We start from the raw sequence: 20,591 nt of genomic DNA on the forward strand, positions 1-20,591 counted from the left end.
ATTTCACCAATTGATAACCAATCGCATTTGGAATAGCATTCCGTCCGCCAGCCCCGGACCTTCGTCTCGCCAGCGCCCACGCTCACCGACACGAAGGCCCCATGAAGACTCTTTCCCTGCTCGCCGCCGCCGCGCTGGCGATGGCTGCATCCCTGCCGGCATACGCCCACACGCCTTATCTGGTGCCCAGCAGTTTCGCGCCACGGGCGGGGCAGACGATTGCCATGGACGCCTCGTTTGCCGAGACCTTCTTCGTTCCGGAAACTGCGTTCGATGACAGCCAGTTCACGGTGACCGGCCCGGACGGCACGCAGGCGCCGCTGGCCTCGCAGGTGATGAAAACCCGCACCGTGGCCGAGTACACGCTGCCAGCAGGCACGGGCACCTACCGCCTCAGCACCGGCCCGCGCCTGGGTGCGCTGTTCCGTACCTGGGAACACAACGGCAAGCGCGAGAGCTCGCGCGACCCGGCGGTGAAGATTCCGGCCGGGGCGAAGGTGATCTCCGATTTCCAGTCGCTTACCCAGGCCGACAGCTACATCACCGTGGGCAACCCGGGCCGCGCCGCGCTGGCGCCGCGCAACAAGGGCGTGGAGCTGGTGCCGGTCACCCATCCCAGCGATCTGTACGTGGGCGAAGCCTTCGAGTTCGTCGTGCAGTACGACGGCACGCCCCTGGCCAACCAGGCCGTAGAGATCACCGAGGCGGTGTGGAGTTCGGATCGCACGCCGCAGGTGGTCAACCTGAAAAGCGATGCTGCCGGGCACGTGCGCTTCCCGCTGTCCGCCGCCGGCACCTGGGTCGCACTGACCCGCCACCGCACGGCCGCACCGGCCGGTGCGCCGGTGGCCGAATACAGCAACAGCGTGACGCTCACGTTCCGCGTGCTCAATCCCTGATTTCCCCGTAACACCGCCTTCGAGGTCGACATGAAAACCACCGTGCTTGCCAGTGCGTGCATTGCCGCGCTGCTGCTTTCTTCTGCTGTATCCGCACAGACCGCGCCCGGCCCGCGCCCGCTGGTGGGCGGCCACGGCAACAACGTGCTGGCCTTCATCGCCGAGCATGACGACAACGCCGATGGCCGCGTGACCTGGCAGGAGTTCGAGACGTTCCGCCGCACCCGCTTCGACGCCACCGATACCGACCGCAACGGCACCGTGGAGGAGGCCGAGTACGTGGCCGAGTTCGACGCCCGCGTGGCGGCCGAGATCGAGCGCGAGCGTGCCGCCCAGGTTGAACAGACCAAGGCCCGCTTTGCCGCGCTGGACACCGACAAGAGTGGGCAGGTATCGCGCGCCGAGTTCGATGCTGCCGGCGAAAAGACCTGGCAGGGCGGCCAGAAGGCGCTGGTCAGCAGAACGAGTAAAAACAAGACCGCACCGGAGCGGGAAGCAAAGACCGCCGCCGGTGCCCAGCGCTTCGACAACCAGCGCCGCAGCCGCATCGGCATGCCCACCAGCCATACCGCGGCCGGCTTTCTGGAGCTGTACGACGAGAACGGCGACGGCAAGGTTGAGCGTGCCGAGTACGAGCGCGTACGCGATGCACAGTTCGCCCGTACCGACAGCAACAGCGATGGCCTGCTGGCCCTGGAGGAGTACCTGGCCGAGTTCGAGACGCGAGTGGATCGCCGCATCGATGCGCTGGACCAGGGCGGCGATCGCCAGGTCCACGTGCGTTTTGGCGTGCTCGACGCAGACAAGGATGGCCATATGACCTTCGCCGAGTACCAGGTGTCGGGCAAGCGCCTGTTCGAAACCGCGGATCGCAACAAGGACGGCGTGGTCGACGCTGTCGACGCCCGGCTGCCCGCGCCCGAACCGCGCCGCTGATGCTCCGGGCCACCCGAACGGGGTGGCCCGCTGACTTCCCCTTCGTTGCGTTCATCCACCGGTCCGCCCTGGACCGGCTGGGCAACGCTGTGCCTGATCGAGCCTTCGATGAAGCGATGTTCCCTCTTTCTGCTGGCGATCTGCATGGCGCTGGGCGGCCTGCCTTCCGTCGCCGCGGGTGCGGCCGAGCTGCATCGCGATGATGTGCTCGGCACCTCGCTCGACCTGCGCATCGACGCGCCTGCAGCCCAGGCGGCGGCCGCCGGCCGTGCGGCGCTGGCCGAGATCGAGCGGCTGGACGCGCTGCTCAGCCGCTGGCGTGCGCACAGCGAGCTGAGTCGCTTCAATGCCACGACCGCGCCGCAGGATCTGTCCCACGACCTGCGCGCCGTGCTGCGCCTGTGCGAGGAATGGCGGGCGCGCACCGAAGGACTCTTCAGTTGCCGCCTGGGCGGGCTTGCCCAGCGTTGGCAGCAGGCCCAGGAAAGCGGCGTCCTGCCGACGCGCGAAGCACTGCGGGCACTGGCTTCGGACGCGAACGCCGCTGAGGTCCGCCTGGACGAACGCCAGCCGGTAACGCGCCCACCCGCGGTGATCTTCGACGTGGACGCGCTGGCCAAGGGCTACATCATTGATCGCGCCCTGGCCGCGGCCCGCGCTGCCGCACCGGCGGCCACCGCCATCGGGCTGGATATCGGTGGTGATGCCCGCTACTGGCAGGCCGATGGGGCAGGGCAGGCCTGGCCGGTGGGCGTGGCCGATGCGCGTGCACCACGTGACAATCGCGCGGCATTGGCCACCGTGGGCCTGCGCTCGCAGGCCATCGCCGCCAGCGGCCACGCCACCCGCGGCTACACGGTGGGCCGCCGGCACTACAGCCACATCCTTGATCCCTGGTCGGGCTGGCCGATGCAGTTCGCACCGTCTGCGACCGTCGTGGCGCCCGATGCCAGCAGTGCCGATGCGCTGGCCACCGCACTGTCGGTGATGCCGATCCGCTCCGGCCTGGAGCTGGCCGATGTGCTGCCGGATGTCGCCGCGCTGATCCTCAGTGATACCGGCACGGCCTTCGCCTCGCAGCGCTGGCCCGGCCTGCTGTTGCCGGCAAGCGGCGCGACCGTCGCTCCCGAACGGCTGGTCATTGATTACCAGGTGCCCTCGCTGGCCAGCGAGCGCTACCACGCACCGTACCTGGCACTGTGGATCGCCCGCGAGGACGGCAGCCCGGTGCGCCAGTTGCTGGTCCTCGGCGAGCGCTCGCGTTACCTGCAGGACCTGCCGCAATGGTGGCGCCGCTATGGCCGCGACGATCTACCGGCGATCCAGGGCATCGCGCGGCCCACGCGCCTGCCGGGCCACTACTCGGTGGCGTGGGATGGGCGCGATGACCGCGGCCAGGCCATGCCGCCGGGCGCGTACCGCCTGCAGGTCGAGGCGGCGCGCCAAGGCGGTGGCCACGAATTCCTCTCCGTGCCCATCGATACCGGCCAGGGCAGAGACCTGCCCACGCAGGCGCACGGCAGCAGCGAGATCGGCACCGTGCAGGTCTCAAGGCCCTAGCCACCGTTCTTTCCCGATTACTCCCAGCAACGCAGACCGCGCCGCACTCCGGCGCTCCGCAGCCAGGAACGCCTGGGCGCCACCCGCCCGCGGCACCACCACCTTCCACAACTGCGGAGTCTCCGATGAACATGAAACCCTCGCTGCTGGCCCTGGCCGTCGCCACCAGCCTTGCCATGCCCACGCTCACCCGCGCGGCCGCGCTTGAAGCCGACAGCACCCTCGACACCATCCAGGTGACCGAGACGCGCAAGAAGTCCGACAACCAGAACGTCACCACGCTTTCGGCGAAAAACCTGCGGCAGCAGGGCGCGCAAAGCATGGAAGATGCCATCCGCTACGTGCCCGGCGTGGAAATGGTCGACCTGGGGCGCGCCGGGTTCAACGGCTTCAACATCCGGGGCCTGGAAGCCGACCGCGTGTCGATCACGCTGGATGGCCTCAGCTTCCCGCAGAGCATGGATCCGGGCAGCTACCAGCCGTACGAATTCTTCCGTTCCGGTCGCGGCAGCGTCGATCTGGAGGCCGTCAAGACGGTAGAGATCATCAAGGGGGCCGACGCCATCACCGCCGGCAGCGGCGCACTCAGCGGCGCGGTGATGTTCACCACCAAGGATCCGGCCGACTTCCTCAAGGCCAATGGCAACGACAGCTTCGGCTCGGTGAAGTACGGCTACACTGGGTCCAGCGACGAGAACATGGGCTCGCTGACGCTGGCCAACCGCACCGGCAGGTTCGAATCGCTGCTGGTCTACACCAAGCGTGATGGCCACGAAACCGAATCCTGGTACGACACCACCCTCGACCGGCTGGGCCCGGGGCGCCGCACGCCGGATCCGGTGGACCGCGAGAGCGACAACCTGCTGTTCAAGGTCAACTTCCTCGCCACCGATACCCAGACCCTGGGCGTGGTGTATGAGCGGGCCCGCGCCACCAATGATGTCGACAACTGGACCCGCAGCGACGGCACCGGCTCGTACTTCTTCCGCAGCGCCGAAGACCGCAGCGACCGTGACCGCTATGGCCTGAAGTACACCTGGCGGGCGGGCAATGCGCTGTTCGACAGCATGGAAGCCACCGCCGACCACCAGAAGAACTACATCCAGGGCCAGACCAACGTGCTGGTCGCCAACGGCACCGCCGCGACCTATGGCACCCGCTGCTCGATCACCGACCCGTGCTCGCGCCAGGAAGACCGCTGGGATACCCAGAAGCGCAACCGCGTCGCCCTGGATTTCGACAAGAGCGTGGAGGCTGGCGGCCTGCGCCATGACATCGTGTACGGCGCAGCCTGGCAGCAGGCGAAGATCCACTGGAACTCGGTGGATTCGCGCTGGGGCAACGATGGCAGCCTGTTCACCCGTGACACTGATCCGTCGCTGTGGCCGGACACCCGCGAGACCGACCTGACCGCCTATGTGCGTGACCGCGTGCGCCTGCTCGACGACCGCCTCAGCCTGACCGGCGGTCTGCGCTACGACAGTTACAAGTACACCCCGGAAACCTCGGCAGGCGGCAACGGCCAGTCTGGCTACGAAGATGGCGGTGGCAGTGTCGGCGTCTCGAAGTTCTCCTCGCCCACCTGGAACCTGGGCGCCGAGTTCAAGTTCACCGACACCCAGTCGTTGTGGGTGCAGGGCGGCCGTGGCTTCCGCGCGCCGGGCGTGAATGACATGTACGGTACCTCGTCCACCACCGAAGTGACCCGCGTGTCCGACGGTGCGACCGTCACCGTGCCCGATGGCAAGAGCAACCCGGACCTGGATGCCGAGCGCAGCCTGAACCTGGAACTGGGCTGGCGCTACCAGAGCGACCGGCTGCGCCTGGGCGTCTCGGTGTTCCGTGACAAGTACAGCAACTTCATCGACACCGCGCAGTTCGTCGCCGATGCGGGCACCCAGTACAGCACCACCACCCGTGGCGTCACCACGGTCACCAACGGCTACACCTACACCATGCCGATCAACCGCGGCAACGTGGAAGTGAAGGGCGTGGAAGCGGAGGGCATGTGGCTGCTGGCCGATGACTGGCTGGCCCGCGTGGCCTATTCGTACAACGAAGGCACCGACAACGACGGCGAACCGCTGGCCAGCATCATCCCGGCCAAGGCGGTGGGTGGCCTGACCTACAACGCACCGTCGCGACGCTGGAGCGTCACCGCCAACGTCACCCACCAGCAGCGCAAGGATCCCTCGGATTACGGCAGAAGCATCACCAACGGCAGTTACGGCGTGGAAGTGGTGCCGGTCTACGCCTACAAGGCCCGCGAGTACACGCTGCTGGATGTGTTCGGCAGCTACGCGATCACCCCGAAGATCAACCTGACCGCCGGTGTCTACAACGTCTTCAACAAGGAGTACTACCTGTGGAACCGCGTGCGTACCGCCGGCGCCGGCACGGCCATCTTCCAGGGGGCAACCAGCCCTGATGGCATCGGCCGCTGGTCGCAGCCGGGCCGCAACGTGCGCTTCACCCTCAGCTACGACTTCCTGTAAGCCGAGCAGGGGTCGGAAGCCATCCACGCACGGCGTGGATCTACTGGGCATGGCACCCGCCTTGGTAGATCCACGCCACGCGTGGATGAACCGCCGGAGACCATCCACGCACGGCGTGGATCTACTGGGCATGGCACCTTGGTAGATCCACGCCACGCGTGGATGAGCCGCCGGAGACCATCCACGCACGGTGTGGATCTACAACGTCCTCTCATACTGGACTTTGATTCCCATCCTGCTGTCGCTGCCGGTGTAGCGCGACACCGCGCCATCTGCATCCCGATACAACGTGCGCGAGCCCTGCCGCTGCTGCAGTACATTGGACAGCGACAGGTTCAACCGGCTGGCGTCGTCCAGCCTCCAGTCGGCAGCAACATCCAGCGTGCGCTCGGGCGTCGATGCCCGCGTCCACTCGGCACTGAGACGGTTCGTGCCGCCGCCACTGTAGCTGTAGTCCACGCTGCTGGAGAACCGCTTCGATGCCTGCCAGTGCAGCCCCACGTTCCCGCTCAGCGGCGTCTGGTCGGCCAGCCGGTTGTCCGGCCCCGGCACGGACGCCACGCGTGACACGTTGCGGGTCAGGTTCGCCGTGAACTGGACATCGGCCTCGGTCGGCAGCAGATCGGCCAGTGCGAAGCGCGCATCGAGGGTCAGCCCATGGGTATGTGCCCTGCCAGCGTTGTAGGGCGTGGTGGTCCACAGCCCGTCCTGCACGTACAGCGAGCGCAGCATCACATCATCGATGCGCCGCGCATACGCTCCCAGGCTGACCAACCCATCCTTGCCGATGTAATGCTCGTAGCTGGCATCCAGGCCCCAGGCGATTTCCGGGCGCAGCGCGGGGTTGCCCTGCTGGTCAGGGTTGGTCGGGCCATTGCTGTTGTTGACCGAATACCGGCGCGGCAGCAGTTGCCACGGTTGCGGCGCGCTGAACGTGCGCGCCAGGCCCAGGCGGAACTGGTCCTTGCTGGAAAGCGAGGGCTTGAACACCCACTGTGCGATGGGGCTGAGCACGCTCGAACGGTTGTGCAGGGTACCCGTGATGCGGCTTCCTACCGCGGTTTCCAGACCCTCCCAGCGCAGGCCGAGGTAGGTCTGCAGGCGTGGCGAGGTCCGCCACTGGTCCTGGGCGAACAGCGCGAGGCGGCGGATGTCGGCCTGGTAGTCGTCATCGATCAGACCCAGCGGACGCCCATCGGCGGACTGGTCGCGCTGCACGCGATGCTCGTTGCGCCCGGTGTAGCCGCCGTCCCAGCCGAAGGCCAGATCATGCCGTTCACTGACGCCGCTGATGTACTTGCCGGTGCTGGAGTAGGCCGTGTGGGTTGCGCGCGTGCGCACGCTGCGGTCCAGTGCGAAGTCGCCTGCGGGCGCAAAGCCGAGAAAGGCAAAGTCAATGTCACGGCTGAAGTGCATCACCCCAAGTTTCATCTCCAACGTATCGTCATCACCGATCCGGCGCTTCCATTGGCCATCGGACTTGGCCGTCCACGTGCGCGCGTCGTTGATCCAGCGGTTGCGCGGGTACTCGCTGGGGCCACCCTCACGCACGGCTTCGTTGCGATCGCGGGTCCAGGCTTCCTTCCTGTACTGCAGCAGGCTCTGCCAGCTGACCTCGTCGCGCTCGCCAAGCGTCCACGTCAGCTTCGGCGCAACATTGAAGGTGCTGGTCTGGCCGTCATAGCGCTCGCGCGTACGGCGCTGGTACAGCACCGCCCCCAGGGCGTCGCTGGCCTGGTCATCGATCGTCGCAGCGCGGCGCTCCTTCGGAGCCGACGCCGCACCGCTCACCGACCACGCCAGGCCCTGTTGCTTGCCTGACAGAAGCACGGTGGCCGCGGGCGCGATGCCGCCGCCCAGTTGCGCCGCACCGAGCTTGAGCGTGCGCTGGCGCGCCTCCCCCGTGCGGCGCAGTACGATGTTGATGGTGCCGGCAATCGACCGCGTGCTGTACTCGGCGACCGCCGTCGGCAGGATCTCGATGCGCTCGACCAGCTCCGGCGAGATCGAATCGATCGAGAACCCCGCGGGCGCCGGGTCACCATCGATCAGGATCTGCACGTAGTCGCCACCGAGGCCCCGCATGCGGATGCCATCTGCAGTGACCGTGACGCCGGGAAGGCGGCGCAGCACGCTGCCGAGCCGGTCATCGTGGTGGCGCAGGATGTCCTCGCGGCCGATGCTGATGCGCAGGGTGGGGTCGTCGCGGCGCAGGTCCGCCGCCGAGGGGCCGGTGACCTTGACCGCCTGCAGGTCGGTCGCGCGGGGATCCCGTGCAGGCGGTTCAGCAGGCTGGGCGTGTCCGGTGTCGGCCAACAGGCTGATGCCCAGCGCCAGGCTCGCTGCCAGGGTTCGCCGTGTCGGGGCGGCGGGGTGGGTTTGCACGCTTCCATTCCTTCAGGGGTCGAGGGGCGTCCTGTCCGAGCAACTCTATCGACCCCGACCCGGGCGCAGCAGCGGAATGTTGTTGCAGCAGCCATGAGCAGGATTCATGGCGGGCGCCCACCAACGCGCAGAGTCGAGCCATGCCCGACGGGTCCTCTGCCGCATGGATTTGCTGGTGGTCCAGCCCATGCTAGCCTCCCCAACAGGACGCACACGCCTGGCAGGGGGAGGGCATGGATTTCCGCACCCACGCACTTGGCGTGTTGATCGCACTCGTACTCAGTTGTCTTGCAGCACCGATGACCTCCAGCGCCCACAGCGGCGGGCTGGACAAGAACGGCTGCCACACCAATCGCAAGACCGGTGACTACCACTGCCATCGCGGCGCACCCATCGCGCCGCGCAGCATCGAGCCACCCCGCAACAATCTGGCCCCCGGGCCTGCAGGCACAAACCGCCCGTTTGCCAACTGTGCCGAAGCGCGCGCCGCAGGCGCAGCCCCCGTGCGCCGGGGCGAACCGGGCTACGGCCCACACCTGGACCGCGACAACGATGGGGTAGGGTGCGAGTCCTATCGGGGTCGCAGATAGGGCCCGCTCAGCGCGCCCGCTCCAGTTCCTTCATCCTCGCCTTGCTGCGGTCCAGCCACAGCGCGTTGTGGCTGCGGGCGTGGCGTGACCAGTGCCGGGCATCGTCCAGGATGCTGGCAAACAGGCGGCGGCTCCGCTCGCGCTCCGCAGCGTCAGGCTGGGTCAGCAGCCACTCCGCGTACATGCACCGTGCTTCGGCATCGTTGCCGCACTCCACGGCGCGCTCGAAGGCGGCCTGGGCGCCAGGCGAACGGGCACCAGCCAGCGCCTGCGCATACAGCAGGGTCTGCTCGGGCTTGCGGCGAACGTCCGGATGGCGGGCAAACAGACCTTCCAGCGTCTCCACCGCAAGCGCGGCCTGTCCGGATTCAAAACGCGCGCGGGCAAGGCCCGTCAGGATGTACGGGTCATCCCCCAGCGGCGAGCTGGCGGCCAGTTCAAGCAGTTCCCGGGCTTCCTCGGCCTGGCCCGCGTCCAGCAGGTGCATGCCCAGGCGGACACGATTCTGCACGGTCGGCGTGCGGGAAAGTTCGGCCCGCGCAGTGCGCAGGTCCTTGCCTGGGTCGATGAACTGCCTCGCTGAACTGACCACCTGGCGCGCGCCGCGCGAATGGCGGATTTCCGGCAGGTAGATCGCCAGGCCGTAGACCACGCTGCCCAGCAGCGGGAACGAGAACAGCAGCAGGAGCCAGTACAGGCTCTGGCCTGAGCGGATGGCGTGCACCGCGAAATAGATCGCGGCAATGAAGTGGAGTCCGATTCCAAGGTAGGGCATGGTGCGCCAGCAGTTCCGTCTGAGGGAGGGAACTATACGGGATCGCAGCCTTCACCTTTGATGGTTGACGACCGCGTGATCGATCTGGAGGGCGTGGGTCGTAACCCGAAAGAGTAATCAACGCGGCCAACCAATAGGGCTACGCCGTTGGGAGGGACACCGGCAAGCTGTGCCGCCCCACCCATGCCTTCGGTCGATGGCCCACACCCTTCCCCCCGATGCCGCGCGGCCAGCGAAGGCTGCCCGCCAGCGTGCGGCACTTCTGACCTTGGCCCTGCTGGCCACGCCGTCGCTGGCCCTGGCCTGCGGCGGTGGCGCCTGTACCGAGGTAGGCGATGGCCAGCTGCAGCTGGATGCCTCGCTGCGCCTGCGCGGCATGTACTACGACCCGACCCGGTTCGGCATCGGCGAAAGCGAGGATGGCTATGGGCTGCTGCGCGCCCTGGCATCGGCGCGGTACCGCCAGGACAACTGGCAGGCCATGCTGCAGCTGGGCGCCCATGCCGAGGAAGGCAAGGCCGGCGGCCCGGGCAAGACCGATCGTGGCGCGCTCGACATCCAGCAGGCGTACTGGCGCTGGGAAAACAACGGCATGCACGTGCAGCTGGGGCGGCAGGAAGCCGGCTACGGCAGCTCGCGGCTGCTGTCCGTGCGTGACGGGCCGAACATCCGCTTGGCGTTCGACGGTGCACGCGTCGGCTGGAACGGTCGCCTCGGCACGCTGGACCTGATGGCACTGCGCGCGGTCGAGAACCGACCGGGTGCGTTTGATGACCGTGGCGAACGGGGCGCGCACCTGTGGGGTGCCTATGCCACCACCGCCCGCGGCCACGGCCCGGGCCAGTGGGACCTGTACCTGCTCGACTACCGAAGGGAGGCGGGCCGCTTCGCCGCCGGCAGCGGCATCGAGCGCCGGCAGACAGTAGGCGCACGCTGGTTCGGCCGTGCAGGTGGCCTGGACTGGAACACGGAGCTGGTCGCCCAGGGCGGCGAACTGCGCACCGCAGCGACCGACCTGGACATCCGTGCCTGGACGGTCGCCACCGATACCGGCTGGCAGTGGCAGAGCATGCCCCTGCAGCCGCGGCTGGGCGTCAAGGCGGACATCGCCAGTGGCGATGGCAACCTGCACGATGGTCGCCTGGGCACGTTCAATGCGCTGTACCCGAAGTCGGCCTACTTCAGTGAAGCCAGCCTGCTGGCGCCGGCCAACCTGATGGACATCCAGCCCACGCTGGCCCTGCGCCTGCATGAAAAGGTAACCACCGAACTGGGCGTGCAGCTGGCCTGGAAGCACCGCCGCGCCGATGCGGTCTACACCACGCCGGCACCGCTGGTGGCCCTGCCAGGTACGGCAGGCGGCCCCCGCCGCATCGGCAATCAATACAAATCCGAAACACGCTGGCAGGCCAGCGAACACTGGCAATGGCAGCTGCAGCTCGCCTGGATGGATGCGGGTCCTGCACTGAAGCAGGCCGGCGGCCAGGACACGCTGTTCGCCTCGATCGTTGGAGCATGGCATTGGTGAATGCAGCCGCATCACAGAACACTTCCCAGGCCGGTGCCTGGTCCCCGTTGAAGATCGGCATGTTCCGATCGCTGTGGCTGGCCATCCTGGCCAGCAACATCGGCACCTGGGTCAATGACGTGGCCGCGGCCTGGGTCATGGCCGAGCGCACCGGCTCGCCGCTGATGGTGGCCCTGGTGCAGTCGGCCACGACGGTGCCGATCGTGCTGCTGGCACTGGCCGCAGGCACGCTGGCCGACATCGTCGACCGCCGCAGGTACCTGGTGTTCACCCAGGGCTGGATGCTGCTGGTGGCGCTGGTGATGGCCGTGCTGACCCACCTGCAGATGCTCACCCCGGAGCTGCTGGTGCTGCTGACGTTCTGCATGGGCTGTGGCGCGGCCATGGCGATGCCGGCACAGGCCGCAATCGTGTCCGAACTGGTGCCGCAGCCGATGCTGGCTTCGGCGGTTGCACTCAACTCGATCGGCATCAACATCGCGCGCTCGATTGGTCCGGCCATCGGTGGCGTCATCGTGTCCCAGCTCGGCGCGATGTACGCGTTTGCCTTCAACGCCATCACCTTTGCCGCCATGCTGGTGGTGGTGTGGGCGTGGAAGCGCGATGCAACCGCTTCGAGCCTGCCGCCGGAAGGCTTCGGCGCCGGCCTCAAGGCCGGTATCCGCTACGCCACGAAGGCAGGCAAGCTGCAGGCGGTGCTGATCAAGTCGGTCGGTTTCTTCTTCTTTGCTGCCGCCGCCAACGCGCTGCTGCCGGTCGTCGTCCGCCGCCAGATGCACGGCGGGGCAGGGCAATACGGAATGTTGCTGGGTTGCATCGGCATCGGTGCCGTCGGTGGCGCACTGCTGCTGCCCAAGCTGCGCGCGAAGCTCGACCGCGACCTGCTGGTACTGCTGGCCACGCTCTCGCTGGCCGCCAGCCTGGTGGGCCTGGCACTGCTACGTAGCTGGTACCTGCTGCCGCCGGTGATGATGATCAATGGTTTTGCCTGGATCACCGTGCTGTCCTCGTTGCAGATCGCAGCGCAGACCGCGGTGCCGGCCTGGGTGCGTGCGCGTGCCCTGGCGCTGTACATCATGATCTTCTCGGCCGGCATGGCCGCCGGTGGCCTGAGTTGGGGCGCGCTCGCGCAGCGGACGTCGCCGGAGCTGGCCCTGCTGGTGGCCGCCATCGGCGCGGTGGTCGGTGGCCTGCTGGTCTGGCGCGTGCGTATTGCCGGTACCGAAGAACTGAACCTGCGCCCGGCCGGGCATTGGCCTGCACCGGAACTGTCGGTGGCCGTCTCGCATGACCGCGGCCCGGTGCTGGTCACCCTCGAGTACCGCATCGACGAAGCGGATCGCGCGGCATTCCACGCACACATGCATCAGCTGGGCATCATCCGCCGCCGCGACGGTGCCGTGGTCTGGGGTGTCGTCGAGGATGTGGCCAGCCCGGGCATCCACCTGGAGTACTTCGTCGCCGCGTCCTGGCTGGAACACCTGCGCCAGCACGAACGCATCACCGCCGACGACAAGCAGATCCAGGAAGCGCTGCGGGCGCTGCACAGGGGTGAGCGCGCCCCGGTGGTCCGCCACTTCGTGGGCGGCGGCGATGCGCCGCTGGCTCCGCCTGCACACCACCACCAGGACATCTGACAACGCCGTTGTCTGCCGCACGTGGCTACACCGCAGGGCGCCCCACAAGGCGCCCTGCGCACATCAGGCCTTTCCGGAAACCCCAATGCAGTACCTGGCAACACAGACATCCGCAGGCCTCATGGGCCTGGTCGACGAGGCGCTGCGCTCGAAATCACTGCCCGAGCTGCATCGCTGGGGACTGCACCGGGGACTGACCTGCAGTGGATCGGTACACCACGAGGCGGCCGGCACCATCCGCGGCCGGGTCGGCGAGGGCTACTTCGAGCTGCTCTGGGAAAAGCAGAAGCAACCTGCGCGCTGTGACTGCATCGCCATGTCCTGCGCGCTGTGGGCCGCCAACCGGATCCTGGTGCTGGAGAAGGGCCGCATCGCTGCCGGCGGCTGCGACGCCGTCGCCTGCGTGCGGCCGTGATCCGCACAACGGTCCAAGACGATCCATCAAGTATTCCGGACCATACATCACCGATGCGCCTGAAATCGGGCGCACAGTACGTCCCACACCACCCACCCAAGCGAGTTCATCCATGAACACCTTCACCCGTACCCTGGCCGCCGCCGCGCTGGCCCTCTCTGTACAGGCTGGCCTGTCCGCACAGGCCGCCGAACCGGCCAAGCCGGCTGCCGTCACCAGCATCGCGCGCACCGCCAGCTACATCACCACCGCCGATGGCGTGCAGCTGTACTACAAGGACTGGGGCCCGAAGGACGGCCCGGTCGTTACCTTCAGCCACGGCTGGCCGCTGAACTCGGACAGCTGGGAATCGCAGATGATCTTCCTGGCCAATAACGGCTACCGGGTGATCGCACATGACCGTCGTGGCCACGGCCGTTCCAGCCAGCCCTGGGAAGGCAACGACATGGACCACTATGCCGATGACCTGGCCACGGTGATCAACACCCTGGACCTGCACGACGTGACCCTGGTGGGCTTCTCCACCGGTGGCGGTGAAGTGGCGCGCTACATCGGCCGCCATGGCACCGGCCGGGTCAAGAAGGCCGTGCTGATCAGCTCGGTGCCGCCCTTCATGCTGAAGACCGCCGACAACCCCAACGGCCTGCCGATCGAAGTGTTCGATGGCATCCGCAAGGCGCAGATGGACAACCGCGCCCAGCTGTACAAGGACATTCCGTCCGGCCCGTTCTACGGCTTCAACCGCCCGGGCGCGAAAGTCTCGCAGGGCCTGATCGACGCCTGGTGGGCGCAGGGCATGCAGGGTGGCCACAAGAACACCTACGATTCGATCGCTGCGTTCTCGGCCACCGATTTCCGCGCGGACCTGAAGAAGTTCGACGTGCCGACCCTGGTCATCCACGGTGATGACGACCAGATCGTGCCGATCGACATCTCCGGCCGCCAGTCGGCCAAGCTCATCAAGGGCGCAAAGCTGATCGTGTACCCGGGTGCACCGCACGGCCTGACCGACACCCACAAGGACAAGGTCAACCAGGACCTGCTGACCTTCCTGCAGGAAAAGTGAGTGACGGGGCCCCGGCATGTGCCGGGGCCTTTGCGTTGCTCCCGCTGGCGTCGCAGGCCGTGAGACCGCCCTCCGTATCCTCTGGGCCATGCTTACGCCCTCCGCACATCAAGACGTCAATCGCGCACGCATCGTCTCCGGCTGGGTGCAGACCGGTGAGCGCTGGGCGCTGTGGTGGAACGCACGCGAAATCGCCGCGGTCGCCCCGGACGGGCGGCCGGGCGTTCGTCTCTGGATGAAGGGGCAGAAGATGTGGCAGACCAAGGATGTGCGTGCTGCCAGCATCCGCCAGGGCAAACGCTTTGCCGAGCGCTGGTGCGCAGCACGTCTCTACCCGGAACTGCGGCTGCGCGATGCCGTGGCCCGGCTGGTCAATGCAACACCGCCTCCCCAGGCAGCGCCACCGCCGCCGCCGCTGCCGCCCCTCGAGCGACAGCAGGTGCGGCGGCTGGCCGACGCGGGCGGCCGCGATATTGCACGCATCAAGGAAGCGCTGGATGCGCGCCGCCAGCCGCAGGTGCACTGAGCGCGCGCAGCAGCGCGGAACCCATGGCTGACCACGGGTTCCGCCCGCAGCCGTTACTTCGGCATCAGCACACTGTCCACCACATGCACCACGCCGTTGGACTGCATCACATCGGCAGTCGTCACCGACGCCTTGCCGCCCTTGGCATCGATCACCCAGACCTTGCCGTCCTGCAGCTTCACCGTCAGCGGCTCACCCTGCACGGTCTTCAGGGTACTGGTGCCACCATGGCTGCGGGCGGCCGCCGTCAGCTGGGTGGAGGTGTAGGTGCCTGATACCACGTGGTACGTCAGCAGCTTGCTCAGTTTGGCCTTGTTTTCAGGCTTCAGCAGGGTGTCCACCGTACCGGCGGGCAGTTTCTCGAAGGCCTGGTTGGTGGGCGCGAATACCGTGAACGGGCCCTTGCCGCTCAACGTGTCCACCAGGCCGGCGGCCTTTACCGCAGCCACCAGGGTGCTGAGGTCCTTGGCCGTCGAGGCATTTTCCACGATGGTCTTGTTGGCATACATCGGCACGCCGCCCACCATCGGGTTATCGGCGGCAAACGCTGCGGGTGCGGCACAAGCAACCGCGATGCCCGCGGCAATGGCAAGACGCTGGATCTGGCTACGCATGTTCGTGTCCTCGCTGGACGAGGCCCTTCGGCCTCTTCATGAATGCAGGAATGCCTGCGGATAACGCGCCCATGGGAGCCTTGCCAGCGCGTTGTGCCTATCTCTACGAGTGATGCAGGGCGCTTGGATGCGGCCGATTGCAACCGTCTTTTGAATGGTTCAACGACGTTGACAAGGCGTGACGAAGGGCAGGCGCCGTAGACCCGGCACGCGCCAGAAAAACGGCACTATTTGGCCCGCGCGCGGGCTTTGCTACCCTTCGTCCGGGGCGCGACCACGCGCGTCCCGGACGCCAAGAGGACGCTTCGGCAGATGCCCAACAGAGCAGCACGGAAATGGCAGGGCCTGCCGAAATTCCAGGAGGCACCGCGCCGCAGGAAGATCGGCACCATCCTGTCACTGGCAGGCATTTCCTCGATCCTGCTGGGCCTGGGCTGGACAGCGTGCTACCTGTACGTCGACCGTGCCGAGCTGGCCGCGCCTTTCCTCGGGGTAGTGGCGGTGGGCGTGCTGGCCGTTGTCCGCAGCCGCCACGCCGATGGCACGTCCCTGCTGATCGTTGCCCATGGCGTTTTCCTGTCGGTCGTGGGCGTGGCCATCATCGACGCTCCCATCGCCTGGGTACCGCGTTCGGGGCACCTGTTCCTGCTGCCGCTGGCCGCCGGTGCCGCCTTTACCTTCGATGCGCGCGAACGCTACGGATCCCTGGTCTTCCCGCTGGTCTGCCTGGCCACGTTCGCCGCGTTTGCCATCGGCGCGCTGGATTTCCTCGCGCCCGGCACGTCGCCGCCCATCGAAGTACGCGTGTGGGGCGCGCGTTCCAATACGGTCATCTCGATGATCCTGCTGGCCGCGATCTTTGCGATCTACCGCAAGGACATCGGCAACCGCCTGCGGCTGGAGCGCGAGCTCGGCCGTGCGGTGCGCAATGGTGAGATCGAAGTGCACTACCAGCCGCAGGTACACGGCAATGGCGTGGTCACCGGGGTGGAAGCGCTGGCGCGCTGGCGGCGACCCTCCGGCGATCTGCTGCCGCCGGGCGCGTTCATCGCGCAGGCGGAGGAGAGTGGCGCCATCCGGGACATCGGCCTGGAAGTCCTGCGGCAGGCCTGCGAAACACTCAAGCAATGGTCCAGCACAGCGCATGCTCGCCACCTGCGCGTGGCGGTCAACATCAGCCCGGTGCAGGTGCTCGACGAGGCGTTCGTGCCCTCGGTGGCTGCAGTCATCGCCCAGGCCGAGGTCGATCCGGCGCTGATCGAATTGGAACTGACCGAATCCGCGCTGTCGCACGATGCTGGCATCGTGATCGAGAAGATGAAAGCGCTCGAGTCCCTGGGGCTGACCTGGGCGCTGGATGATTTCGGCACCGGCTACTCTTCGCTGGCAACCCTGCGCACGCTGCCGGTGCGCAAGCTGAAGATCGACCGGCAGTTTGTCGTCGAAGCCGTGAGCCAGGAGAACGCGCAGCACCTGCTCGGCAAGATCCTCGAAATTTCGCAGGTGATGGGCATGAGCGCCCTGGCCGAGGGCGTGGAAACAACCGCGCAGTGGGAGCTGCTGGTGGGCCTGGGCTGCGATCACTTCCAGGGCTATCTGTTCGCCCCGCCGATGCCGAAAGACGCCCTTGAGCACTGGCTCGCCGCGCGGGTACAGTCCAGCTTGCTCGACTGATCATCTGTAGAGTCGAGCTTGCTCGACTGATCAGCGGGTAGAGCCGAGCCCGTGCTCGGTTGCACTTGGCGGAGAGCAGCCGAGCATTGGCTCGGCGCTACACCTGGGCGCTGGCCGACTTCGGCACCCGCTTTTCCGGGCCCAGCCGCCGCATGCCGCAAGGTGGGCCGCCACGGTGGCTGCTTTCGCACGCCCGCCAGACTGACCATACTGCTGCCCATGAACCCGTTCCGCTGCATCCAGGCCTCTCTGGCCGGCCACCTGCGCGGCGAGGCCTGGCGTCGCCGCGCCGCGCTGTGGATCGGCGCGGTGGCCGTCGCGCTGGTCGCCATCCTGTTCGCCAAGGCCAGCGACGCAGCGTTCGGCCTGTTCCAGCGCGCCATCAACCACTCGCCGTGGTGGGCGCTGCTGCTCACGCCGGGTATCTTCGCCTTGCTCGCCTGGCTGACCAGCGGCGCCCTGCGCCCGACCCGGGGCAGCGGCATTCCCCAGGTCATCGCCGCGCTGGAAAAGCCCGATGAAACCTTCCGCCAGGTCAATCTCTCGCCCGGGGTTTCTGCCGGCAAACTCCTGTTGACCTCGCTCTCGCTGCTCGGTGGCGCATCAGTCGGCCGCGAGGGCCCCACCGTCCACGTCGGCGCCAGCCTGATGTATCTGTTCGGGCGCTGGTTCGGCTTCAAGGATCCCAAAGAGCTGTCGCACTTCCTGCTGGCAGGCGGTGCTGCCGGTATCGCGGCGGCGTTCAACACGCCCCTGGCCGGCATCGTGTTCGCCATTGAGGAGTTGAGCGGGCGCTTCGAGCATCGGTTCTCGGGCACGCTGTTGACCGCGGTCATCGTGGGCGGCGTGGTCTCGCTGGGCCTGCTCGGCAACTACACCTACTTCGGCCACGTGACCGCGCGCATGCCGCTCGGCCAGGCCTGGTTGGCCATCCTGATGTGCGGGGTGGTCGCCGGCCTGCTGGGCGGGGTATTCGCACGCATGGTGCTGGCCAGTGTTGCCGGCCGGCCGCGCTGGTTGGGTACGCTGCGGCAACGGCACCCGGTGCTGCTCGCCGCAGGGTGCGGCCTGGTGGTGGTCGGCCTGGCCGCCGCATTCGGGGATGGGGCGTACGGCACCGGTTATGAGCAGGCACGCAGCCTGGTGCAGGGCCACGCCGAGGTGGGGCACGAGTTCGGCTTGATGAAACTGCTCGCCAACCTGGCCTCGTACATTGCGGGCATTCCCGGCGGCCTGTTCTCGCCGGCACTGGCCGTGGGCGCTGGCATCGGCCACAACCTTGCCGCATTGATGCCCGCCGTCGACCCGCGCGCCTTCGTGCTGCTGGGCATGTGCGCCTACCTCACCGGCGTGACCCAGGCACCGCTGACATCGGCAGTCATCTCGCTTGAGCTGACCGACAGCGGCGACCTGCTGCTGCCCATCCTGGCGACGGTATTGATCGCCCGCGCGGTGTCCGGGCTGGTCTGCCCGGTGCCGATCTATCGCGGCCTGGCCGAGCAGCTGCTTGTGAAGTGAAGCCCCGCTGCCGGATCTGCGTCGGCATTCTTTCCGGCCGATGCTCGGTAGTGCCGGCCGCTGGCCGGCAAACCATCAACACACGTTCGGCCAGAAGCACGCGATTGCGCGGTTTGTTCAATCCCACCCCGGGGCGGAACGCGAAACTACAGTGCTGCTCAAACCGATTGCTCTGATGAACGAGCCAGACCGCACTCCCATCCACCCAACGACCGCCTGCCGCCGCTGCATCATCGGCGGCGAACGGGAAGGGCGCTCCGCGCCGCCGCAGCATCATCAGCAGCCAGATACGATCACCTTCGCATCGTTGTCTTCGTTGGCTGCGGTGTTGAGCGATGAGAACCGTCGCCTCCTGCGCACGCTGCACCAGCGCGAGCCGCAATCCCTGACCGAACTTGCCGGGTTGACCGGACGGAAGGTGCCAAGTCTCTCGCGCACCCTGAAGATGATGGAACGCTACGGCCTGGTGGAATTGAAGCGGCGAGGGGTGGCCGTAATACCGTCAGCGCTGGCCATCCGGTTCACCGTGGTCCTGGACTGAGGCCTTGGCCCCGCTTCTCAGGTGGCGCTGCCTCGGGCCAGGCGCTCAGGCAACGCGATGTCCGACGCAGGTATGTCAACCACATACCGGGTGCTACGGCCGCCACCTGGCAGGCGACGCATGCAGCCCTTTTCCAGCAGGTCCACCAAGTGGCGGGTAGCTGTGGCCTTGGAAACTTTGGCCGCTGATTGGTATTGAGCCGCACTGATGCCGTGCTCGAAGCCTCGCTCGCCGCCGTCGAGCATGCGGTTGAGCACCTTGACCTGCTCGCCCGTAGCAGCCCCAGCCATGCCGAGCAGCTGGTCCTGGACCTGCTGGCGTTCGCGCAGCCGTCCCGCAACTGCTGTTGCGTCCCATGTGAAGGCAGGCCAGCCGGGGCGGTGCCAGATCCAATGAGGTGCAGACCTATGCCCTTTTCTGCACCGAGCCACGAAAGGCGGCTATTCGGCTCATTGAGTGAGCCGAATAGACCAGCTATTCGGCTCATCAGTCCGATGCACCGAGCGCTTTGTGCGCCTTTTACCGGCTACGCGTCTGGTCGCTCCAACAATCGGCGAAGGAGAACCACCCCACCGGCAGGCGTGCCGGCATCATCAAGCGCGTGATCCACGCGTCCCCAGCGAGCGACGAACAACCGGTCCAGCACGGTATTGGGCTGCATGAGGCAGCTCATGTCCCACGCGGGAAATCGACGCGCATCGATCACGGCGTCGCCCAGCATGTGCAACCGATCATGGTCGGCACTGGCGCGGATGCGCCCGATCGCCCCCTCGATGCCGTCCGCTGGCCCCTCGATGTACTGCAGGAAGCGTGCCCCATCGAACAGCATGGCACCGGTCACGCCCGCCATCCGGTTGAAGCGCTGGGCGCCCTCCACGATGCGCTCGAGGCGTAGCGCATCAATTCCCTGCACGGCAACACTTCGGTAGGCGACAGCACGCAGCATGGAGGGGTCCGGTCATGGGTTGCAGACAAGGTACTCCTTCCAGCCGTGATCCGCTTGACCATTTCCGCCCAGTGGATTTCCCGCCTTTCACCCGTCTTCACGCAGGGATCAGGGGCGCAGCACGCCATGTTCCCCGGCAAAGCAGGATGCTGCACCAAACACCACGGCTGGAAATCACATGTGCGAGCGAGAGGAACACCACAGCTGCGGTGCCGCCGGCGAAACCGGCCGCTTTCGACTGGACCAGGTTGAATGCCTGGACGTCGCTCGACCGGACGGGCCAAGCATCGTCAAGGTGCACGCGCACTGCCACACCTGCGACAGCGACTTCGTCGCGCGCGAGCCGGTCGGACTGACAGCGATTTCCGGGGGCGCCGTATTGAGCTGCACCCATTGCAGCAATCGCCAGGCGATCGGCCAAGGAGTCTTTGACAGCCTGCCAAGCTCCGGCCGCCGCAATTCTGTGTGATGCCGCCGCCACGCGGC

18 protein-coding genes and 2 pseudogenes are annotated in these 20,591 nt (G+C 67.1%); 14 read left to right on the plus strand and 6 right to left on the minus strand.

From position 1 onward, the window contains the following. The first annotated feature begins 101 nt into the window (after nt 1–101). The 4 genes from QMZ26_RS00565 (at nt 102) to QMZ26_RS00580 (ending at nt 5,890) form a co-directional block, all read left to right on the plus strand. Nucleotides 102–899 carry a DUF4198 domain-containing protein gene (locus QMZ26_RS00565; RefSeq protein ID WP_283220233.1) on the plus strand — a complete coding sequence of 266 codons (798 nt, stop codon included), beginning with the start codon at nt 102–104 and terminating at the stop codon, nt 897–899. 30 nt (nt 900–929) lie between these two features. Further along, nucleotides 930–1,835, plus strand: coding sequence for an EF-hand domain-containing protein (locus QMZ26_RS00570; RefSeq protein ID WP_283220234.1), 906 nt, complete (start codon nt 930–932; stop codon nt 1,833–1,835). A gap of 108 nt (nt 1,836–1,943) precedes the next feature. Beyond that, nucleotides 1,944–3,395 (plus strand): DUF2271 domain-containing protein, encoded by a 1,452-nt coding sequence (locus tag QMZ26_RS00575; protein WP_283220235.1) that lies wholly within the window; start codon nt 1,944–1,946, stop codon nt 3,393–3,395. 125 nt (nt 3,396–3,520) lie between these two features. Further along, nucleotides 3,521–5,890 (plus strand): TonB-dependent hemoglobin/transferrin/lactoferrin family receptor, encoded by a 2,370-nt coding sequence (locus QMZ26_RS00580; RefSeq protein ID WP_283220236.1) that lies wholly within the window; start codon nt 3,521–3,523, stop codon nt 5,888–5,890. A 198-nt stretch (nt 5,891–6,088) separates the two neighbouring features. On the opposite strand, the gene QMZ26_RS00585 is transcribed toward QMZ26_RS00580, so the two are convergent. Further along, a complete protein-coding gene (locus QMZ26_RS00585) occupies nt 6,089–8,275 on the minus strand; it encodes a TonB-dependent receptor (RefSeq protein ID WP_283220237.1) in 2,187 nt (728 codons plus the stop codon). Between the two features lie 299 nt (nt 8,276–8,574). On the opposite strand from QMZ26_RS00585, the gene QMZ26_RS00590 reads away from it, so the two are divergent. After that, nucleotides 8,575–8,865, plus strand: coding sequence for an excalibur calcium-binding domain-containing protein (locus tag QMZ26_RS00590; protein WP_283220311.1), 291 nt, complete (start codon nt 8,575–8,577; stop codon nt 8,863–8,865). Between the two features lie 7 nt (nt 8,866–8,872). Here QMZ26_RS00590 and QMZ26_RS00595 read toward each other — a convergent pair whose 3' ends face one another. Beyond that, nucleotides 8,873–9,640: a tetratricopeptide repeat protein gene (locus QMZ26_RS00595; RefSeq protein WP_283220238.1), complete on the minus strand. Its 768-nt coding sequence runs from the start codon at nt 9,638–9,640 to the stop codon at nt 8,873–8,875. Between the two features lie 196 nt (nt 9,641–9,836). Here QMZ26_RS00595 and QMZ26_RS00600 point away from each other — a divergent pair, with 196 nt between their 5' ends. The 5 genes from QMZ26_RS00600 (at nt 9,837) to QMZ26_RS00620 (ending at nt 14,812) form a co-directional block, all read left to right on the plus strand. Continuing rightward, nucleotides 9,837–11,168, plus strand: coding sequence for an alginate export family protein (locus QMZ26_RS00600; RefSeq protein ID WP_283220239.1), 1,332 nt, complete (start codon nt 9,837–9,839; stop codon nt 11,166–11,168). Continuing rightward, complete coding sequence (locus QMZ26_RS00605) at nt 11,156–12,805, plus strand: MFS transporter (protein WP_283220240.1); 1,650 nt, start codon at nt 11,156–11,158, stop codon at nt 12,803–12,805. Before QMZ26_RS00600 ends, QMZ26_RS00605 begins: the two co-directional genes overlap by 13 nt. Nucleotides 12,806–12,890: 85 nt before the next feature. Further along, the gene (locus QMZ26_RS00610; protein WP_283220241.1) at nt 12,891–13,220 is read left to right on the plus strand and encodes a hypothetical protein; all 330 of its coding nucleotides are present in this window, start codon (nt 12,891–12,893) and stop codon (nt 13,218–13,220) included. 112 nt (nt 13,221–13,332) lie between these two features. Beyond that, nucleotides 13,333–14,286: an alpha/beta hydrolase gene (locus QMZ26_RS00615; RefSeq protein WP_283220242.1), complete on the plus strand. Its 954-nt coding sequence runs from the start codon at nt 13,333–13,335 to the stop codon at nt 14,284–14,286. A gap of 88 nt (nt 14,287–14,374) precedes the next feature. Continuing rightward, nucleotides 14,375–14,812: a hypothetical protein gene (locus QMZ26_RS00620; RefSeq protein WP_283220243.1), complete on the plus strand. Its 438-nt coding sequence runs from the start codon at nt 14,375–14,377 to the stop codon at nt 14,810–14,812. A 53-nt stretch (nt 14,813–14,865) separates the two neighbouring features. Here QMZ26_RS00620 and QMZ26_RS00625 read toward each other — a convergent pair whose 3' ends face one another. After that, nucleotides 14,866–15,426 (minus strand): fasciclin domain-containing protein, encoded by a 561-nt coding sequence (locus tag QMZ26_RS00625; RefSeq protein WP_079221906.1) that lies wholly within the window; start codon nt 15,424–15,426, stop codon nt 14,866–14,868. Nucleotides 15,427–15,738: 312 nt separating this feature from the next. Between QMZ26_RS00625 and QMZ26_RS00630 the strand changes: the two genes are divergently transcribed. The 3 genes from QMZ26_RS00630 (at nt 15,739) to QMZ26_RS00640 (ending at nt 19,159) form a co-directional block, all read left to right on the plus strand. Then, nucleotides 15,739–17,100 carry an EAL domain-containing protein gene (locus tag QMZ26_RS00630; protein WP_283220244.1) on the plus strand — a complete coding sequence of 454 codons (1,362 nt, stop codon included), beginning with the start codon at nt 15,739–15,741 and terminating at the stop codon, nt 17,098–17,100. Nucleotides 17,101–17,319: 219 nt separating this feature from the next. Further along, nucleotides 17,320–18,618, plus strand: coding sequence for a chloride channel protein (locus tag QMZ26_RS00635; protein ID WP_283220245.1), 1,299 nt, complete (start codon nt 17,320–17,322; stop codon nt 18,616–18,618). A gap of 175 nt (nt 18,619–18,793) precedes the next feature. Next, nucleotides 18,794–19,159 (plus strand): helix-turn-helix domain-containing protein, encoded by a 366-nt coding sequence (locus QMZ26_RS00640; RefSeq protein ID WP_283220246.1) that lies wholly within the window; start codon nt 18,794–18,796, stop codon nt 19,157–19,159. Between the two features lie 17 nt (nt 19,160–19,176). On the opposite strand, the pseudogene QMZ26_RS21265 reads toward QMZ26_RS00640, so the two are convergent. From QMZ26_RS21265 to QMZ26_RS00650, 3 genes and pseudogenes are all read right to left on the minus strand, one after another. Then, nucleotides 19,177–19,428, minus strand: a pseudogene (locus QMZ26_RS21265) (DUF4172 domain-containing protein); the annotation flags it as partial. A gap of 15 nt (nt 19,429–19,443) precedes the next feature. Continuing rightward, nucleotides 19,444–19,590, minus strand: a pseudogene (locus QMZ26_RS21270) (DUF4172 domain-containing protein); the annotation flags it as partial. 95 nt (nt 19,591–19,685) lie between these two features. Beyond that, on the minus strand, nt 19,686–20,105 hold the full coding sequence (locus QMZ26_RS00650) for a BLUF domain-containing protein (protein ID WP_283220248.1): 420 nt from the start codon (nt 20,103–20,105) through the stop codon (nt 19,686–19,688). A gap of 178 nt (nt 20,106–20,283) precedes the next feature. On the opposite strand from QMZ26_RS00650, the gene QMZ26_RS00655 reads away from it, so the two are divergent. Then, nucleotides 20,284–20,574: a hypothetical protein gene (locus QMZ26_RS00655; RefSeq protein WP_079221902.1), complete on the plus strand. Its 291-nt coding sequence runs from the start codon at nt 20,284–20,286 to the stop codon at nt 20,572–20,574. Nucleotides 20,575–20,591: the final 17 nt, after the last annotated feature.

The sequence above is a fragment of the Stenotrophomonas sp. PFBMAA-4 genome, assembly GCF_030053215.1.
GTDB lineage: Bacteria > Pseudomonadota > Gammaproteobacteria > Xanthomonadales > Xanthomonadaceae > Stenotrophomonas.

What these genes read in the sequence shown, in the direction of transcription:
- QMZ26_RS00580 (WP_283220236.1), top strand. Translation starts at nt 3,521, where the DNA reads ATGAACATGAAACCCTCGCTGCTGGCCCTGGCCGTCGCCACCAGCCTT.
- QMZ26_RS00630 (WP_283220244.1), top strand. Translation starts at nt 15,739, where the DNA reads ATGCCCAACAGAGCAGCACGGAAATGGCAGGGCCTGCCGAAATTCCAG.
- QMZ26_RS00605 (WP_283220240.1), top strand. Translation starts at nt 11,156, where the DNA reads ATGGCATTGGTGAATGCAGCCGCATCACAGAACACTTCCCAGGCCGGT.
- QMZ26_RS00600 (WP_283220239.1), top strand. Translation starts at nt 9,837, where the DNA reads ATGGCCCACACCCTTCCCCCCGATGCCGCGCGGCCAGCGAAGGCTGCC.
- QMZ26_RS00635 (WP_283220245.1), top strand. Translation starts at nt 17,320, where the DNA reads ATGAACCCGTTCCGCTGCATCCAGGCCTCTCTGGCCGGCCACCTGCGC.
- QMZ26_RS00650 (WP_283220248.1), bottom strand. Translation starts at nt 20,105, where the DNA reads ATGCTGCGTGCTGTCGCCTACCGAAGTGTTGCCGTGCAGGGAATTGAT.
- QMZ26_RS00565 (WP_283220233.1), top strand. Translation starts at nt 102, where the DNA reads ATGAAGACTCTTTCCCTGCTCGCCGCCGCCGCGCTGGCGATGGCTGCA.
- QMZ26_RS00575 (WP_283220235.1), top strand. Translation starts at nt 1,944, where the DNA reads ATGAAGCGATGTTCCCTCTTTCTGCTGGCGATCTGCATGGCGCTGGGC.
- QMZ26_RS00610 (WP_283220241.1), top strand. Translation starts at nt 12,891, where the DNA reads ATGCAGTACCTGGCAACACAGACATCCGCAGGCCTCATGGGCCTGGTC.
- QMZ26_RS00620 (WP_283220243.1), top strand. Translation starts at nt 14,375, where the DNA reads ATGCTTACGCCCTCCGCACATCAAGACGTCAATCGCGCACGCATCGTC.
- QMZ26_RS00570 (WP_283220234.1), top strand. Translation starts at nt 930, where the DNA reads ATGAAAACCACCGTGCTTGCCAGTGCGTGCATTGCCGCGCTGCTGCTT.
- QMZ26_RS00595 (WP_283220238.1), bottom strand. Translation starts at nt 9,640, where the DNA reads ATGCCCTACCTTGGAATCGGACTCCACTTCATTGCCGCGATCTATTTC.
- QMZ26_RS00615 (WP_283220242.1), top strand. Translation starts at nt 13,333, where the DNA reads ATGAACACCTTCACCCGTACCCTGGCCGCCGCCGCGCTGGCCCTCTCT.
- QMZ26_RS00625 (WP_079221906.1), bottom strand. Translation starts at nt 15,426, where the DNA reads ATGCGTAGCCAGATCCAGCGTCTTGCCATTGCCGCGGGCATCGCGGTT.
- QMZ26_RS00640 (WP_283220246.1), top strand. Translation starts at nt 18,794, where the DNA reads ATGAACGAGCCAGACCGCACTCCCATCCACCCAACGACCGCCTGCCGC.
- QMZ26_RS00590 (WP_283220311.1), top strand. Translation starts at nt 8,575, where the DNA reads ATGACCTCCAGCGCCCACAGCGGCGGGCTGGACAAGAACGGCTGCCAC.
- QMZ26_RS00655 (WP_079221902.1), top strand. Translation starts at nt 20,284, where the DNA reads ATGTGCGAGCGAGAGGAACACCACAGCTGCGGTGCCGCCGGCGAAACC.